This window comes from Nitrospirillum bahiense, assembly GCF_007828025.1.
In the GTDB taxonomy this organism is placed as follows: Bacteria; Pseudomonadota; Alphaproteobacteria; order Azospirillales; family Azospirillaceae; genus Nitrospirillum; species Nitrospirillum amazonense.
In genome coordinates, this window is record NZ_VITO01000001.1 from 464774 (window position 1) to 479899 (window position 15126).

16 protein-coding genes are annotated in these 15126 nt (G+C 71.5%); 5 read left to right on the plus strand and 11 right to left on the minus strand.

Annotation, left to right across the window (positions count from 1 at the left end; all coding sequences use genetic code 11):
- Nucleotides 1–48 precede the first annotated feature (48 nt).
- Entirely contained in the window at nt 49–1857 is a 1809-nt protein-coding gene (locus FBZ88_RS01970; protein WP_145615153.1) for an IlvD/Edd family dehydratase, read from the plus strand.
- A gap of 176 nt (nt 1858–2033) precedes the next feature.
- Here the strand turns inward: FBZ88_RS01970 and FBZ88_RS01975 are convergent, their stop codons facing one another.
- Together FBZ88_RS01975 and FBZ88_RS01980 are read right to left on the minus strand one after the other, a co-directional pair.
- Nucleotides 2034–2960, minus strand: a complete 927-nt coding sequence (locus FBZ88_RS01975) for a Gfo/Idh/MocA family protein (protein WP_145615154.1) — start codon at nt 2958–2960, stop codon at nt 2034–2036.
- Nucleotides 2961–3029: 69 nt separating this feature from the next.
- Nucleotides 3030–4607, minus strand: a complete 1578-nt coding sequence (locus FBZ88_RS01980; protein WP_145615155.1) for an aldehyde dehydrogenase (NADP(+)) — start codon at nt 4605–4607, stop codon at nt 3030–3032.
- Between the two features lie 310 nt (nt 4608–4917).
- Between FBZ88_RS01980 and FBZ88_RS01985 the strand changes: the two genes are divergently transcribed.
- Genes FBZ88_RS01985 through FBZ88_RS02000 form a run of 4 tightly spaced genes read left to right on the plus strand, consistent with a single transcriptional unit; the run spans nt 4918 to nt 7168 of the window.
- Complete coding sequence (locus tag FBZ88_RS01985) at nt 4918–5667, plus strand: hypothetical protein (protein WP_145615156.1); 750 nt, start codon at nt 4918–4920, stop codon at nt 5665–5667.
- Nucleotides 5668–5682: 15 nt separating this feature from the next.
- The gene (locus FBZ88_RS01990) at nt 5683–6021 is read left to right on the plus strand and encodes a PadR family transcriptional regulator (RefSeq protein WP_145615157.1); all 339 of its coding nucleotides are present in this window, start codon (nt 5683–5685) and stop codon (nt 6019–6021) included.
- Nucleotides 6014–6757, plus strand: coding sequence for a permease prefix domain 1-containing protein (locus tag FBZ88_RS01995; RefSeq protein WP_145615158.1), 744 nt, complete (start codon nt 6014–6016; stop codon nt 6755–6757). The genes FBZ88_RS01990 and FBZ88_RS01995 overlap by 8 nt, the downstream gene beginning before the upstream one ends.
- A 33-nt stretch (nt 6758–6790) precedes the next feature.
- Nucleotides 6791–7168, plus strand: coding sequence for a hypothetical protein (locus FBZ88_RS02000; RefSeq protein ID WP_145615159.1), 378 nt, complete (start codon nt 6791–6793; stop codon nt 7166–7168).
- Nucleotides 7169–7171: 3 nt separating this feature from the next.
- On the opposite strand, the gene FBZ88_RS02005 is transcribed toward FBZ88_RS02000, so the two are convergent.
- Genes FBZ88_RS02005 through FBZ88_RS02045 form a run of 9 tightly spaced genes read right to left on the minus strand, consistent with a single transcriptional unit; the run spans nt 7172 to nt 15125 of the window.
- Entirely contained in the window at nt 7172–7912 is a 741-nt protein-coding gene (locus FBZ88_RS02005; RefSeq protein WP_186464149.1) for a prepilin peptidase, read from the minus strand.
- Between the two features lie 26 nt (nt 7913–7938).
- The gene (locus FBZ88_RS02010; RefSeq protein ID WP_145615161.1) at nt 7939–8796 is read right to left on the minus strand and encodes a general secretion pathway protein GspK; all 858 of its coding nucleotides are present in this window, start codon (nt 8794–8796) and stop codon (nt 7939–7941) included.
- Between the two features lie 23 nt (nt 8797–8819).
- Nucleotides 8820–11129: a type II secretion system secretin GspD gene (gene gspD, locus FBZ88_RS02015; RefSeq protein WP_145615162.1), complete on the minus strand. Its 2310-nt coding sequence runs from the start codon at nt 11127–11129 to the stop codon at nt 8820–8822.
- A complete protein-coding gene (locus FBZ88_RS02020) occupies nt 11126–11926 on the minus strand; it encodes a hypothetical protein (RefSeq protein WP_145615163.1) in 801 nt (266 codons plus the stop codon). The genes gspD and FBZ88_RS02020 overlap by 4 nt, the downstream gene beginning before the upstream one ends.
- Nucleotides 11904–12521 (minus strand): GspMb/PilO family protein, encoded by a 618-nt coding sequence (locus tag FBZ88_RS02025; protein WP_145615164.1) that lies wholly within the window; start codon nt 12519–12521, stop codon nt 11904–11906. Before FBZ88_RS02025 ends, FBZ88_RS02020 begins: the two co-directional genes overlap by 23 nt.
- Nucleotide 12522: 1 nt before the next feature.
- Nucleotides 12523–13527, minus strand: coding sequence for a PilN domain-containing protein (locus FBZ88_RS02030; RefSeq protein ID WP_145615165.1), 1005 nt, complete (start codon nt 13525–13527; stop codon nt 12523–12525).
- Nucleotides 13528–14214, minus strand: coding sequence for a prepilin-type N-terminal cleavage/methylation domain-containing protein (locus FBZ88_RS31205; RefSeq protein ID WP_186464150.1), 687 nt, complete (start codon nt 14212–14214; stop codon nt 13528–13530).
- Nucleotides 14215–14219: 5 nt separating this feature from the next.
- A complete protein-coding gene (locus FBZ88_RS02040; protein ID WP_246138468.1) occupies nt 14220–14660 on the minus strand; it encodes a type II secretion system protein in 441 nt (146 codons plus the stop codon).
- Nucleotides 14661–14681: 21 nt separating this feature from the next.
- Nucleotides 14682–15125 (minus strand): prepilin-type N-terminal cleavage/methylation domain-containing protein, encoded by a 444-nt coding sequence (locus FBZ88_RS02045; protein ID WP_145615168.1) that lies wholly within the window; start codon nt 15123–15125, stop codon nt 14682–14684.
- Nucleotide 15126 lies beyond the last annotated feature (1 nt).

Consider the following 15126-nt stretch of genomic DNA (forward strand, 5'->3'; position numbering starts at 1 on the left):
CGCCTTCCCATTCAACGCCTTGACCGCATTCCTGAAGAAAGCCCTGCAATGACGTCGTCCGACCCTTCCAACGGCAAGCCCAAACTGCGGTCCCGCGCCTGGTTCGACAACCCCGACAACCCGGACATGACGGCGCTGTATCTGGAGCGCTACCTGAACTACGGCCTGACCCTGGATGAGTTGCAGTCGGGCATGCCCATCATCGGCATCGCCCAAACGGGGTCGGACCTCAGCCCCTGCAACCGTCACCACCTGGTGCTGGCCCAGCGCCTGCGCGAGGGCATCCGCCAGGCCGGCGGCATCGCCATCGAATTCCCCGTCCACCCCATCCAGGAAACCGGCAAGCGCCCCACGGCCGGCCTGGACCGCAACTTGGCCTATCTGGGCCTGGTGGAGCTGCTGCACGGCTACCCCCTGGACGGCGTCGTGCTGACCATCGGCTGTGACAAGACCACGCCCGCCTGCCTGATGGCCGCCGCCACGGTCAACATCCCCGCCATCGCCCTATCCGTCGGCCCCATGCTGAACGGCTGGCACAATGGCGAGCGCACCGGTTCCGGCACCATCGTGTGGAAGGCGCGCCAGATGCTGGCGGCGGGTGAGATCGACCAGCGCAAGTTCATCGAGCTGGTGGCCAGTTCCGCCCCCTCGACCGGCTATTGCAACACCATGGGCACGGCCACGACCATGAACAGCCTGGCCGAGGTGCTTGGCATGCAGCTGCCGGGCTCCGCCGCCATCCCCGCCCCCTACCGCGAGCGCCAGCAGATTGCCTATGAGACGGGCAAGCGCATCGTCGAAATGGTGAACGAGGACCTGAAGCCGTCGGACATCATGACGCGCGAGGCCTTCCTGAACGCCATCGTGGTGAACTCCGCCATCGGCGGCTCCACCAACGCCCCCATCCACCTGGCGGCCATCGCCCGGCACATCGGCGTTGAGCTGGAACTGCAGGACTGGCAAACCCATGGCCACAAGGTGCCGCTGCTGGTGAACCTGCAGCCGGCGGGCGAGTACCTGGGTGAGGATTATCACCACGCCGGTGGCGTGCCGGCCGTGGTGGCGGAACTGATGAAGCAGGGCCTGATCCACGAAGGCGCCCTGACCGCCAACGGCAAGACCATCGGCGACAATTGCCGCGATGCCGAGATCAAGCTGCCCGACGTCATCCGTCCCTTCGACCAGCCCTTGAAGAAGGATGCCGGGTTCCTGGTGCTGCGCGGCAACCTGTTCGACAACGCCATCATGAAGACCAGCGTGATCTCGGATGAGTTCCGCGACCGCTACCTGTCCAACCCCGACGACCCCGACGCCTTCGAGGGCCGGGCCGTCGTGTTCGACGGGCCGGAGGATTACCACCACCGCATCGACGACCCGGCCCTGGGCATCGACGCCCATACCCTGCTGTTCATGCGCGGCGCCGGCCCGGTGGGTTACCCGGGTGCCGCCGAGGTCGTCAACATGCGGCCGCCCGCCTACCTGATCAAGCAGGGCATCACCGCCCTGCCCTGCATCGGCGACGGCCGGCAGTCCGGCACCTCCGGCTCCCCCTCCATCCTGAACGCCTCGCCGGAAGCGGCGGCCGGCGGCACCATCGCCCTGCTGCGGACGGGCGACCGGGTGCGCATCGACCTTAGGGCCGGCACCGCCAACATCCTGATCAGCGACGCCGAACTGGCGGCCCGCCGCCAGGCCCTGGAGGCCGCCGGCGGCTACCAGTACCCGGCCAGCCAGACGCCGTGGCAGGAGATCCAGCGCGGCATGGTCGGCCAGCTGGGCGACGGCGCCGTGCTGGAACCGGCGGTGAAGTACCAGCGCGTGGCCCAAACCAACGGCATCCCGCGCGACAATCACTGAGGCGCGGGTAGGAGGAAGGCGGCGGCGCTAACGTGGCGCCGCCGCCTTTTTTATGGGCTAGAAATAACTTCAGGCGCGCTCGCAAGTCCGCAGGCGCAGGCAGGCGCAGGGCACTATGAAAAAAGCCGGCAGGGGCACCGCCGGCTTTCTCGGACCCTGGAACCGCAGCGGCCGGCCTACTCGTGGAATTCTTCCACCAGCACCCTGTGCCCGCAGAGGAAGGCATCGGCCACATGGCTGAGCGGGGCCAGGTCCACATCCACCTGGCGGTCGCGCACCAGGCGGCTGAACAGGGCGTAGAGGTTGGCGTACTCCGCCTCCGGTTCTTCCAGATGGGCGACGCCGTCGATGCTCATGGCAGCACCGCCGCGGTTCAGCGCCAGGGTACCATCCGTGGTCTCCACCACGATGTCCCAGCTCTGCGGGCCGGTCTGGCGCCAGTCGAACTCTGCCCGCACCGGCACGCCGGACAGGTCCTGGAAGTCCAACTGGGCAGCGATGGGGGCCTGGCGGTTGGCCGGGAATTCCAGCGTGGCGGCCTTCAGCACCAGGGCGCGCGGCAGGATGTGGGTGATGATGGACAGGGCGTTGATGCCGGGATCGAACACGCCCAGGCCACCCGGCTGCCAAATCCATTCCTGGCCCGGATGCCAATGGCGCACATCTTCCTTCCACGACACCGACACCGATTTCAGCGTGCGGTCCGCCAGCCAGGCGCGGGCGGGTTCCACCGCCGGGGCGTAACGGGAGTGCCAGGTGGCCAGCAGGGCCAGACCCTTTTCCTTGGCCAGGCCAACCAGGTCGTGCACCTCGGCCAGGGTGGCCCCCGGCGGCTTTTCCAGCAGCACGTGGCGGCCGCGCTCCAGCGCGTGCCGGGCCAGCGCATGGCGGCCCTGTGGTGGGGTGCAGAGGGCGACGGCCTCGATCTCCGGCCGGGCGTCCAGCAGGGCGTCCAGGCTGCCGTAGCTGTCCACGCCGTCCAGCGTGGCGTTGCGGCTGGCCACCGCCACCAGATCATAATCCGGATTGGCGGCGATGACGGGCAGGTGCTGGTCGCGGGCGATCTTGCCCACGCCCACCAGGCCGATCTTGATCGGTGACATGCGCTCTTGAGCTCCCCTGATTTTTATAAAAAAGGGCGGGCCGCGTTTCCGACCCGCCCCCACGACGACTTACTTGCCGGGCTGCACCACGCCGTCGACGCGGCGGTTCAGGCCCAGCGGATTGCCATGCTTCACCGCCGCCGGCAGCAGCGCGTCCGGCAGGTCCTGGTAGCAGACCGGGCGCAGGAAGCGGTCGATGGCCAGCGTGCCCACCGAGGTGGTGCGAGAGTCAGAGGTGGCCGGGTACGGGCCGCCATGCACCATGGAATGACAGACCTCGACACCCGTCGGCCAGGCGTTGGCTAGGATGCGGCCCACCCGGCGTTCCAGCGTGGGCAGCAGGGCGGCAGCGGCGTCATAGTCCGCCTCGTCCAGGTGCAGGGTGGCGGTCAGCTGGCCCTCCAGGCCTTCCAGCACCGCCTTCACCGCGTCGACGTCCGGGCAGCGGACGATGACGGAGGACGAGCCGAAGACTTCGTGCGCCAGGGCCGGGTCGGCCAGGAAGTCGGCCGCCGTCACGCTGAACAGCACGCCGGAGCAGGTGTTGCCCTCACCCTCGGCCGCCTGGGCCAGGATGGTGGTGCTGGGGCTGTCGGCCAGGGCCTTCACGCCCTGCTTGTAAGCCTTGGCGATACCGGGGGTCAGCATGACCAGGGGCGTGGTCTTGGCCACGGCCTCGGTGGCGGCGGCGATGAAGCGCTCCAGGTCCGGGCTCTCGACGGCGATGATCAGGCCGGGGTTGGTGCAGAACTGGCCGGCACCCATGGTCAGGGAACCGACGAAAGCCTGGCCCAGGGCCTCGGCGCGCGCCTTCAGGGCGGCGGGCATCAGCAGCACGGGGTTGATGCTGCTCATCTCCGCATAGACGGGGATGGGCTCCGGGCGGCTCTGGGCGATGCGCACCAGGGCCAGGCCGCCGGCGCGGGAGCCGGTGAAGCCCACGGCCTTGATGCGCGGGTCGGCGACCAGGGCGCCGCCCAGCTCATTCGTGGTGCCGCTCAGCAGGCTGAACACACCTTCGGGCAGGCCCAGTTCCTTGACGGCGGCGGCGATGGCCTCACCCACCATCTCGCTGGCGCCGGGATGGGCGGGATGACCCTTCACCACCACCGGGCAGCCGGCGGCCAGCGCAGAGGCGGTGTCGCCACCGGCGACGGAGAAGGCCAGGGGGAAGTTGCTGGCGCCGAACACGGCCACCGGACCCACAGGGATGTGGCGCAGGCGCAGGTCGGCGCGGGGCAGCGGCTTGCGCTCCGGCATTGCCGGGTCCACGCGCACGCCCAGCCAGTCACCCTGGCGCACGACACTGGCGAACAGGCGCAGCTGGCCCATGGTACGGCCCCGCTCGCCTTCCAGGCGGGCGCGCGGCAAGCCGCTTTCCTGGCCGACACGTTCCAGCAGGGCGTCGCCCAGGGCCAGGATGTTGTCGGCGATCTTTTCCAGCAGGCTGGCGCGCAGCTCCAGGCTGGTCTCGCGGAAGGTATCGAAGGCCTCCCAGGCCAGGGCGCAGGCCTGGGCCACATGGTCGGGGCCACCCTGGGCGAAGGCGGTGTCCAGAGCCCCGTTGGTGGCGGGATCGATGGCGGTGAAGGTGGCGTCGGTGGCGACGCGGGCACTGCCGATCAGCAGCTTACCGTGCAAAGACATCTGGTGTTCCTATCCCTCTGGTGGCCCCCCGACGGGTGGCCTGTTGCCGGGGCGCCGCCCCTTGTTAGCCAAATTTGTACGATAAATCCACACTTCCCCGGTGGACATGCCTTGCAGCTGGGCCATTCGAGGGCGTGCGGCATCGACGGTCGCGATCGGAATGTAGGCCTGATACCGGTAACATGCAATGGCGGGGCAGCCATGGCGGATGGCCCTTGCCATACCTCGCAGCACAAGGCATAATGCCTCGCGTTGCAAGGTATTGACCGGCGCCTGGGTGCGCCGTCGCTCCTCACCCCAGGAGACGCCCATGTCCGACCTGTTCCACGCCCTGCGTGAGCGCCTGCTGACGGCCGGTGTCGCGCCTCGCCATGCGCGCCGCTACGTCATGGAGCTGCGGGAGCATGCGGCCGACCTGACGGCGGAGGAAATGGCCACGGGCCTGCCCTTGCGGGAGGCGCAGGCCCTGGCGCTCAAACGCCTGGGCGGGCAGGAGGTCTTGGCCCAGGCGCTGCTTCAGAGCGGTGAATTCCGATCCTGGGGCGCCCGCGCGCCGTGGGCGGTTTACGGCATCGCCCCGCTGCTGGGCGTCCTGGCCACCTACGGCCTGGCCTTGGGCGCCATCGTCGGCATCCTGGTGGCGCATCGCCCCGCCCCCGGCGCCCATCCCATACTGCCCCCCTGGTTTGGTGCCGCGACCATGACCCTGGGCTATCTGCACAACCTGGTCTTGCCGCTGCTGACCGGCGGCGCCCTCGCCTGGATGGCCACGCGCCAGCGCATGCCGGCCCTGTGGCCCAGCGTCGCGCTGCTGATCGTCGGGATCGTCGGCGGCGCCGGTGTGGCGGAGGTGCAGTTGCCCAAGGTGGCGGATGGCTACGTCGAGCTGGTGGTCGGCTGGTCATTCATCTGTCCCTACGTGAACCTGGACATGGCACTCAGGCATATCGCCGCGATCCTCCTGCTGACCCTGGTGCCCTATCTGGCCTGGCACATCTGGCGCAAGGCCGTCCCCCAAAGCCCCGGCGGCCCGGAGCACGGCCACCTGATCGAGACCTGAGATAAGAGACGTCCCATGGCAGAGAACAATTCCAACTTCATGAGCGGCGTGCCCGAGTTGCTGGTCCTGCGCCTGGTGCGGGAGAAGGAGATGTACGGCTATGAATTGGTCCAGGCCATCCGGGAGCGCAGCCGCGACGCCATCGCCCTGGGCGAGGGGGTGATCTATCCGGTGCTGCATGCGCTGGAACGCGACGGCGCCCTGTCCTCCAGCCGCAAGACGGTCAACGGCCGCAGCCGCGTCTACTACGCCCTGACCGCCGCCGGGGCCCAGCGCCTGGACGACCTGGCCGGCAACTGGTCGCGCCTGACCGACGCCATCCAGTCCATCTTGATCGGGGTGCAACATGCCTGAGATGTTCGGCCCCCTGCGCCACCGGCTGCTGACCGCCGGCATCGCCCCCCGCCACGCCCGCCGCTATGTCGCGGAACTGCGCGACCATGCCGCCGACCTGGCGGATGAGGAACTGGCCGCCGGTCTAGCCCCGGCTGAGGCGCACAGCCGCGCCCTGGCCCGCCTGGGCACGGCCGACGACCTTGTCCGTGCGATGGTCGCGCGCGGCGATTTCCGGTCCTGGGGCGCCCGGGCACCCTGGGCGGTCTACGGGCTGGGGTCGATGCTGGGCGTGGCGATGACATACGGGTTGGCCATCGCCGCCGTCGCCGCCATCGTGGAAACGCATCGCCCCACACCGGACGCCCGGCCCGTGCTGCCCGACTGGTTCGACAGCGCCTTCGCCACCATCACCTATGTTCACGGCCTGGTCCTGCCCCTGGCCCTGGCGGCCGTCTTCGCCTGGATGGCCACCCGCCAGCGCATGGCGGCGCTGTGGCCCAGCGTCGCCGTGCTGATCGTGGGCATCATCGGCGGCAGCGGCACCCTGGACTTCATCCGGCCCGCCGATCCGCACGGCATCATGGAACTGGAAATCCGCTTCGCGTTGGCCACGCCCTGGCCCGGCCTGAACGACTGCCTGCGCCACATTGCCATCAACCTGCTGCTGACCCTGGCGCCCTATATCGCCTGGCATTTCTGGCAGAAGGCGGTGGCGGAGTGCGGCGGTGACGACGACGCCTTGATACGAAGCTGACATACGAAGCTGACCCACGGGGGGGGGCGAATCATGACATTGCGATCCATCAAAAGCGCGGGCCGGCTCGCGCTGATCCTGGCGGCCGCCCTGTCGCCAGGCGCGGCCTGGGCACAGAGTGGCGCCCCGGTGGCCGCCGGGCCGGCGACGAACCCAGGCCAAGACGCGACCATGGGCGAGGATATCATCGTCACCCCCAGCTTCCTGCCCTCGCCGGAAGAGGTGAAGGCCTTCCATGATGAGGAATACGGCCGGCTGAAAGGCATCTATGCCCCTGAGCCGCCGCCGGTCAGCCGGGGGGACCGCCTGACCCGCAACAACACCGCGAACACCGGCACTGTGGCGGGCGCCCAGTCCGTGAACTGCGCCAACCTGGGCGAATGCCGCGCCGCCTACACCGGCGACAAATGACGATCAGAGACTGAAGCAGGCCAGCGCGTAAAAGGCCAGCGCGATGGCCGGGCCGAAGGGCATTTCCGCCGCCTCTTCCCCCCGGTAGCGCCGCGCCAGCCACCACACCGGATAGAACGCCAGGCCCAGGACGGCGGAAAGAAGCACGAGCCAGGGCATGCCGGCCGGGCCGACCCACCAGGCGGCGGCGGTGAGCAGCTTCACATCCCCCAGGCCCAGCGCCACCCGCCGCAAGCGCCGGCTCAGGGCCCAGCGCACCGCCAGCAATGGCAGGGCGACGAGGACGGCTGCCGCCAAGCCCGGCAACGGCGCCACAGTCCAACCCGTCAGGCTGCACCCAAAGCCCAACAGGGCCGCCGCCAGGGTCAAGCCATTGGGCAGACAGCGGTGGCGCAGGTCGATGACGGCGCTGGCCAACAGCAGGGTGGCCAGCAGGCCCAGGGCCGCCGTCTCCGGCCCCCAATCCAGGCGCGCCACCGCCACCATGAAGGCCAGCGCGGCCAGCGCCTCCCCCACCGGATAGGCCGCCGGGATGGGGGAGCCGCAGCAGCGTGCCCGCCCCCCCAGCGCCAGCCAGGAGAAGACCGGCACCAGGGCCGAGGGCGCCAGCGGTGTGCCGCAGGCAGGACAGCGCGACCGGCCCATCACCCAAGGCTCATCGCGTGGCAGGCGCCAGGCCAGCGCCATGGCGAAGCTGCCGGCCACCAGACCCAGCAGGGCGGCGGCCATAAGGGAGAGCGCCATCCACAGGCTATCGTCCGCCGCGCCCATCAGGGAACCCCACCCCGGTCGGTCCCCATACGATCCGTCACGGCGCAAGCGTCACGGCCGGCCAGGACGGGGCGCTGCCATTCCAGCGTAAGCCAGGGGGACTCGGCCTCCGTGCCGGACCCCGCCGCTTGCCGGCCCACGCCGCGATACAGCAGCACGCTGCGCCGCACCTGGGGCCGCCCCTCCTCCGCCACCGTCACCCGCACCATGCCGCCGGCGACCAGACCCAGCGGCCCCTCGCCCCGTTCCTCACCCCCCACTGGCCCCGCCGCCGGCTTCGCGCCCGGGCGGCGCACCAGCGGCGCCAAGCCGCCGAAGGGCCCCCGGGCATAAACCGTGCCCCAGCGGCGCAGGCAGGCGGCGACATCTGGGTCCAGGCCGGGAATGGCGTCCAGATCCTCCAGCGACCAGAGGGCGCGCACGGGGTCGATGGTCAGGTCCAGGCCGTTGGCACCCGGGGGATCCATGCCGCGCCAGGCGGTGATGGCATCGGCCGCCTTCAGCGCCTGACCCTCCGAAAAGCCCAGGGTGTGGATGGCCTGGACCAACGCCCGGCGCGACAGGCCGTTGAGGTCGATGCGGCCGGTTTCCGGCGCCACGGTGACGGTCAGTGCCTGGCCGTCCAGCACCAGCCGCCGAGGCGGCGGGATGTCGGCGTCCCCTTGCGCCAGCAGGGCGTCCAGCGCCACCCAGGCGGCCGCCGCCGCCCGCTGGTCCTGCCCCGCCGCGATGGAGGCGACGCGCGCCAGCTTGCGCGCCGACAGGCCATTGCCCATGACGACCAAGCCCACCGCCGTGGCCATGGCCAGCAGGAACAGGACCAGCAGCAGGGCATAGCCGTCCCTGCTGGAGCCCACTCCCCTGGGCACGCCCCCGGCCATCATCGCCCCGTGGGCGCCGCCGGCTCGTGGGACGGCGGCGTGGCCGGCAAGGGCATGGTCTGTACTGGGGGCGGCACCACGGCAGGCGTCGGTACCGGCGCGCCGCCGGTGGCGCCGGCGAAGATTTCCAGGCGGCTCATGCTGGCGCGCAGGGCGTCCGTCACCTCGCGCGCCCGGGTGGCGTCGCGCACGATGACCGGGCGCAGGAAAACCAGCAGCTCGGTCCGGCCCTTGGTATGGCCGTCGGTGCCGAACAGCTTGCCCAGCACCGGGATGTCGCGCAGGTAGGGGATACCGGCGCCGTTGCGGCTGGAGGTGTCGCTGATCAGGCCGCCCAGGGCCACCGTCTCCCCATCCTGCACGTTCACGACGCTGGTGATCTTGCGCTGCTGGATGGTGGGGCTGTCGATGCCGGACGTGGTGGTGTTGGTGACGGTGCTGACCTCCTGGTTCACGTCCAGCACCACGGCGCCGCTGCGGTTTATGCGGGGCGTCACTTCCAGGATCACGCCGGTGTCGTGATATTCAACGGAGTTCACCACGGCGCTGTCGCTGGTAAGCGTGCTGGTGGCCGACTGCACCACCACCGGCACCTCGTCACCCACCTGCAGGCGCGCCGTCTCGTTGTTCAACACCATCAGGCGGGGGGCAGACAGCACCTGCACGTCGGTGACGCTGGACAGGGCGTTCAGCACCACCCGGGTATTGGGGGTCAGGAAGGTGTAGTTGAAGTTGGGGTAGCTGGCCCCCACGGTGGCGCCGGTGGTGTTGGAAAAGCCCGCCGTGCTGCTGCCCCTGTCCAGGAACCACTGGACGCCGAAGTTCAGCTGGTCGTTCAGCGTCACCTCGGCGATCGTCGCCTCGATCAGCACCTGCTCGCGCGGCGCGTCCAGGCGGGTCAGCACCTGTTCCAGCAGGGCGTACTGCGCGCCAGAGCCGAAGATCAGCAGGGCGTTGCGCCGCTCGTCCGCCACGACGCGCACTCCCTTCAGTTCCGACAGCCCATCCTCCTCCCCTCCGCCCTCCCCTCCGCCGCTGGCCGGCAGGGTGGCCCCGCTGGCCACGGGGCTGGGCGGCGCGCTGGCGGCGGAACCGGAGGCGCCGGTGGCGGCGCTGCCGCTGGGCGGGCTGGTGCCGGCGCCGGTGGACAGCCCACCCCGGCTGGTGGTCATCGCAGCGGTTGTCGTCGCGGACCGGCCGCCGGCGCGGCCCCGGCCCTGCTGCTCCGTCGCCTGCTGCTGCTCGGCACCGGCACGGCCCACCAGCCGGTTCAGGGCGTTGGCAAGCTCCACGGCGGATCCGTTCTGCACCTCATAGAAGTGCACCACCTTGCCGCCGTCGGGGCCGGGCCGGTCCAGCCGGTCGATCCAGGTGCCCACGGTGGGCAGCAACTCCGGCCGCTTGGCCACCACCAGCAGGGCGTTCAGCCGGTTGATGGGCACGAAGTCGATCATGCCCTGCAAAGGCCCCCCGTCCAGTTGCAGCACGCGGCGCAACTCCGCCTCCAGCCGGGCCGGCTCCACCGACTGCAGGGTGTGGAGGGAGAAGGACAGGCCGGCCAGCCAGTCGACATCGAAGCTGGCAACCAGCTGGGTGAAGGACTCGATCTCATGCGCCGTGCCGTTGACGATGAAGATGTTGCGGCCGGCGTCCGCCAGCTGGATGAAGCCCTGGCGGGTCAGGGGGTGGACGATCTTGTCCAGTTCCGCCACCGAGACGTGGCGGATGGGCACGATGGCGGTGCTGAAGCCCGCCGTGCGCTCCGCCGCCGAGGTGGTCTGCACCGGTGCCTGGCCGGCGGCGTCGGCCGCCGGCACCACCTGGTAGAAGCCATCGCCGCCGACGATGGCGAACCCCTGGGTGCGCAGGGCCGCGTCCACCGCCGCCAGCGCCTGCCCCCTCGCCAGTGGCCGGGTGGTACGGATGGTCACCTGGCCCTGTACCTTGGGATCGATGGTGTAATTCAGGCCCAGCATGCCGCCCAGGACGGCGTCCAGGACCGACCGGACATCGGCGTTGACGAAGTTCATCTCCACCGGCTCACCCGCGTCCGCGCCGGCCGGGGTCACGCCCGAAACCGGCCGGGTTTGCCGCACCAGCTGCCCGGTGCCGGTCACGGTCTGCGCCGGCATGCGCGGCGGCGGGGCATTGGGGCCGATGACGCTGCTGACCGGCGCGGTGGCGGCGGGTGGCGAGGACGGCAAGGGCGTGCCGGGCCCGCGCGTCGCGGCGCTTTCCGAACAGCCGAACAAGGCCAGGCACGCGGCGAGCAGCAGGCGGGGCGGAGCACTGGGTCGGACTGGGTTCATGGCTGCTGCCTGGGTGTACCATCAGGAGAGGGCCGGGAGGGCGGATGGCTGGGTTGGGCTTCCAGCTGCTGGGGATCGAGCGGTGGCGGATTGGCGGCGGGGCCAGTCGCCGGCGGCGGCGCGCCGGATGGCTTGGCCGAGGGCGCCGTCGGCCCCGGTGCCACCCCGGATGGCGGCGGCGTGCCGGTGGCAGAAGGGGCGCCATTGGTGGGGGGGGCGCCCGTGGTGGGGGTCGCGCTTGGCGGCGATCGCCCGCCGGCAGCGGTGGCGGCGGGGGACGGTGTGGGTACAGGCGTCACTGCAGGCGCAATGGGAACGCCCGCCGTGGGTGGCGGCGGCAAGACCAGGGGATAGTCGCGCACGGCCGCTCCCCGGCGCAGGCGCAGGGTGGCACGGCCGATGGCCTCCACCGTCCAGCCCTGAAGGTCATCGCCCAGGCGCACGCTGAATGGCTTCTGCGTCTTACGGTCCAGGCCGGTGGCGGCCCCGCCCGCCGCGCCGGTGACCACGCCCGTCACCTGCAGGTCCGGCCCATCCGGCGCCACCGCCCCCCCTCCCTTCAGGGGGGGCCGCCGGTCGGGTGTGAACAGGGGGCGGCGCGCCGCCTCCCCCGGCTCGGCGGACAGGCCCATGGCGGTGGGGCCGGCCAGTGCCGGAACCGCCGGCAGCGGTGCGCGCACCCGCACCGGCTGGTCCGACGCGTCGACGGCCACCGCCAGCGCCAGGCCGGCGCCAACCGCCAGGCCGGCCGCCGCCAGCATCAGCGCGGGCCGGTCAAGAGGCGGCCAGGTCGGCATAGACGTCGATCTCCAGCTCCAGGGTGACGGGACGGTCTTCGCCCGGCACGGGGCCCGGCGCAGGGCCATGCGCCGCCCGGCCGAAACTGGGCCCGGCCGCCGCCGGTTCCGCCGTGTCGGCATGCACATGCACGGATCGCAGCAGCAGACGGGGACGCACGCCGTCCAGCGCGGCGACGGCGTTGGTCACGGCCACGGCGTCCCCCTCCGCCGCCACGGACAGGTGGATGCGGCGGTAGGCGCCGCGGCCCGCGTCCGATCGCACCGTCAGGGTGCGGACGGTGACGCCGGCCTGGCGCAGGGCGCCGCGAATGTCACCTTCGGCATCGGCCTGCACCGCCGCCACGTCCTCGCCCCTGCGCAGCAGGGTGTGCGTCCCCAACGCCTGGTCGAACACGGCCGCCCGGCGGCTGAGATCGTCGCGCTGGGTCAGCAGGGCGCGGGCGCTTTCCAACTGATCCAGGCGGGCGACGCGGCGGGTGGCCGCCTCCTGCACCCCATCCACCAGGGGCGCCAGGTAGAGGTAGGGGGGCAGCGCCAGCAGGCACAGGGCGATAGCCAACACGAACAGGGGGCGGGGCGCGGCGGCAGCCATCTCAAGGCCTCCCCACGGCGAGGCTGGTCACCAGCGTGAAGTCGCGCACCGGGCCACCGGACTGGCCGGCCGCGGCGTCGGCGGGATCGGTGAAATGCGGATCGGTGAAAGGGCCGGCCGCCCGGATCCGGGCCAGCACGTCGGCCAGGTCGGATGCCCGGCCCTGCAGGGTCACGGCCTGGGGGGTCAGCGTCACGTCCTTCAGCCAGACGCTGTCGGGCAGGGCCAACGCCAATTCATCCAGCACCTGGCCCCGGCCCGGCTGGGCCAGCAGTACGGCGGTCGCGGGGGCGTCGGGGCTGAGGAACAGGATGCGGTCGCGCAAGTCCAGCGCGGCCCGCGCCTCATTGGCCACCGCCGCCAGCTTCTGCTCCACGTTGGCGGTCTGCTGGTCCAGGATCCAGATGGCGACCGCGAAGGGAATGGGCAGGGCCAGCCAGAACAGGCCGGCGACCATGGCCATCCCCAGGGCCCGCCGGCGCACCCGCAGGGTGTTGAAGCGGAGGAATTCCGGCGCCCGTCCGCCCGCCACCGACGCGGTGATGCCGGCCAAGGTCAAGCCCGCCGCCACTGCCGAGGCCAGCGCCGCCGACAGCACCGCCCGCCGCACCATGTAGACGCGGGCGATATAGGCGGATGCGGTCCCGCCCCCATCGCCCGGCGGCACCATCACCACGTCCCAGGCCAGCAGATCGGGGCGCAGGGGCATGAAGCGATGGGCCTGCATCTCGACAAAACCGCGCGCGTCGACGATGGCCCCGCCCAGCCCGCCTTTGGGCAAGGGCACGTCCACCGTGTGCACGTCCGACGAGTCAAGAACCAGGCGCACGGGCGCCCGCCCCACCGGCGCGGTCACGCCGGCGCCGCCGGGCATCACGAACACGAGCGGCACCTCCAGCCCCAGGGGCTGGCGCCAACGGCGCGGCAAGGCCGCGACGACGCCATCGGCCAATCCGTCCATGGCTAGCACGGCCAAGCGTTTCACGCGGCGGGCCAGGGTGGGCATTTAGGCCCCTCCCGGGCGGCAGCCACCCTGCACGGGATCGTAGGCGCACAACACCCCGCCCCGCACCATAGGGGCGGCGATCATGGGCGGCCACGGCGCTTCCCCACCCGCCAGCGCCACGTCCAGCCGCACCAGGGCCGGGGCCCGGGAGGCGTCTGTCCAGCGGTCGGTCCAGACGTGGGACTGCGCATCGAAATAGGACCAGGCGATGCGCGTCGCGCCGCCGACCAGCACGCCGTCGCCCGGCGGCGGGCCGTCCGGGCGCAGGGGCGCCACCCGCAGCCGCAGGGCCAGTTGGCCGGCCTGCCCTTCCACCGTCAGGGCGATGCGGTAGAGACCGCCCCGGCCCAAGCCGGCGGGCAGGGGTGCCAGTACGTCGAAATGCCGGGCGTCGCGTTCCAGCGGTGGCATGTCCGCCCCGGCCGCGCCCAGGTCGCCGGGCGTCAGGGCGTTGGTCACCAGGAAGCGGGTGAAGTCATGCACCCGGCCCAGGTCGGCGGCGGCGCGTTGCAGGGCGCCGCTGCGGTCGGCCATGCGGTTCATCAGCGGCAGGAGGCCCACGGCCGCCACGGCCAGCATGCCCAGCAGGGCCAGGGCCACCAGCGCCTCCACCAAGGTCATGCCCTGGCGGCCGTTGGGGCGGCCGTTGGGGCGGCCGTTGGGGGTATTTCGGATCGCGCGGGCCATCGCCGTCATCGCGTGTCGTCCACCACGGCCCGGCTGGTGACGACCGCCAACACAGGCCCCTCTGTTCCCCGCGCCGTCCCAGGCGCGCCTGTAATTGTGCCTGTGGTTGTCTGGGGCGGCGGGGCCATGCCGCGGACTTCTACCCGATAGTCCCGGTCGCCGGTCGGGGAAACGGCCACCGGCACAATTTTGACACGGTAGGGCAGGCCCCCTTCCGTCCCCTCCAGCGGCACGTCTGTGGGCCGGTTGGCCAGGGGGATGGCAACGCCCGCCTCCGCCGCCACCGACTGGGCCAGGCGCAGGGCCACCGTCTCCCCCCACGCCTGCCGCGCCGCCCAGGCGCCTGACCAGGCGGACTGCATCAGCAGCGCCGTGCCCAGGCCGAAGATGGCCAGGGCGATGAGCATTTCCAGCAAGGTGAAGCCGGCCGCGCGGCGCATGGGCATTTCGGTCAATCTGGCCCCTTCCTATTCCCGGTGGACCGTGCCCAGCGGCCAGTCCACCCGAACAGTGGCGGCGCGGTCGCCCTCGCTGAGGCGGATTTCGGCGCCGGGGGACCAGCCGCCGGGCAGGAAGACCACGGCGCCGGGCCGGCCGGCATCGGCGCTGTCGATGGCCAGGGTCACGGCGGCGATACGGCGCAGCCGCCGGCCGGCGGCACCCCCGGCGGGATGCTTCAGGTCATCCAGGGAAAAGGCCACCGGCTGGCCGGTCACCATGGCCTCCACCTGGCGGTTGCGCAGCTCATCCTCAAGCGCGGCGACGGCGGCGCTGAAGCGCAGGCCGGGCAGACGGTCCTGGATGCCCAGGGCCAGGGCCGCCCCCAGGATGCCCAGGATCACCAGCACCACCAGCACCTCGACCAGCGTGAAGCCGGCCGCATGCCGCGGTGGGGCCTCGGCCAGCATCATG

What these genes read in the sequence shown, in the direction of transcription:
- FBZ88_RS01975 (WP_145615154.1), bottom strand. Translation starts at nt 2,960, where the DNA reads ATGTCACCGATCAAGATCGGCCTGGTGGGCGTGGGCAAGATCGCCCGC.
- gspD (WP_145615162.1), bottom strand. Translation starts at nt 11,129, where the DNA reads ATGAACCCAGTCCGACCCAGTGCTCCGCCCCGCCTGCTGCTCGCCGCG.
- FBZ88_RS02025 (WP_145615164.1), bottom strand. Translation starts at nt 12,521, where the DNA reads ATGGCTGCCGCCGCGCCCCGCCCCCTGTTCGTGTTGGCTATCGCCCTG.
- FBZ88_RS02000 (WP_145615159.1), top strand. Translation starts at nt 6,791, where the DNA reads ATGACATTGCGATCCATCAAAAGCGCGGGCCGGCTCGCGCTGATCCTG.
- FBZ88_RS01985 (WP_145615156.1), top strand. Translation starts at nt 4,918, where the DNA reads ATGTCCGACCTGTTCCACGCCCTGCGTGAGCGCCTGCTGACGGCCGGT.
- FBZ88_RS01995 (WP_145615158.1), top strand. Translation starts at nt 6,014, where the DNA reads ATGCCTGAGATGTTCGGCCCCCTGCGCCACCGGCTGCTGACCGCCGGC.
- FBZ88_RS02020 (WP_145615163.1), bottom strand. Translation starts at nt 11,926, where the DNA reads ATGCCGACCTGGCCGCCTCTTGACCGGCCCGCGCTGATGCTGGCGGCG.
- FBZ88_RS01970 (WP_145615153.1), top strand. Translation starts at nt 49, where the DNA reads ATGACGTCGTCCGACCCTTCCAACGGCAAGCCCAAACTGCGGTCCCGC.
- FBZ88_RS02005 (WP_186464149.1), bottom strand. Translation starts at nt 7,912, where the DNA reads ATGGCGCTCTCCCTTATGGCCGCCGCCCTGCTGGGTCTGGTGGCCGGC.
- FBZ88_RS31205 (WP_186464150.1), bottom strand. Translation starts at nt 14,214, where the DNA reads ATGGCCCGCGCGATCCGAAATACCCCCAACGGCCGCCCCAACGGCCGC.
- FBZ88_RS02045 (WP_145615168.1), bottom strand. Translation starts at nt 15,125, where the DNA reads ATGATGCTGGCCGAGGCCCCACCGCGGCATGCGGCCGGCTTCACGCTG.
- FBZ88_RS02030 (WP_145615165.1), bottom strand. Translation starts at nt 13,527, where the DNA reads ATGCCCACCCTGGCCCGCCGCGTGAAACGCTTGGCCGTGCTAGCCATG.
- FBZ88_RS01980 (WP_145615155.1), bottom strand. Translation starts at nt 4,607, where the DNA reads ATGTCTTTGCACGGTAAGCTGCTGATCGGCAGTGCCCGCGTCGCCACC.
- FBZ88_RS02040 (WP_246138468.1), bottom strand. Translation starts at nt 14,660, where the DNA reads ATGCCCATGCGCCGCGCGGCCGGCTTCACCTTGCTGGAAATGCTCATC.
- FBZ88_RS01990 (WP_145615157.1), top strand. Translation starts at nt 5,683, where the DNA reads ATGGCAGAGAACAATTCCAACTTCATGAGCGGCGTGCCCGAGTTGCTG.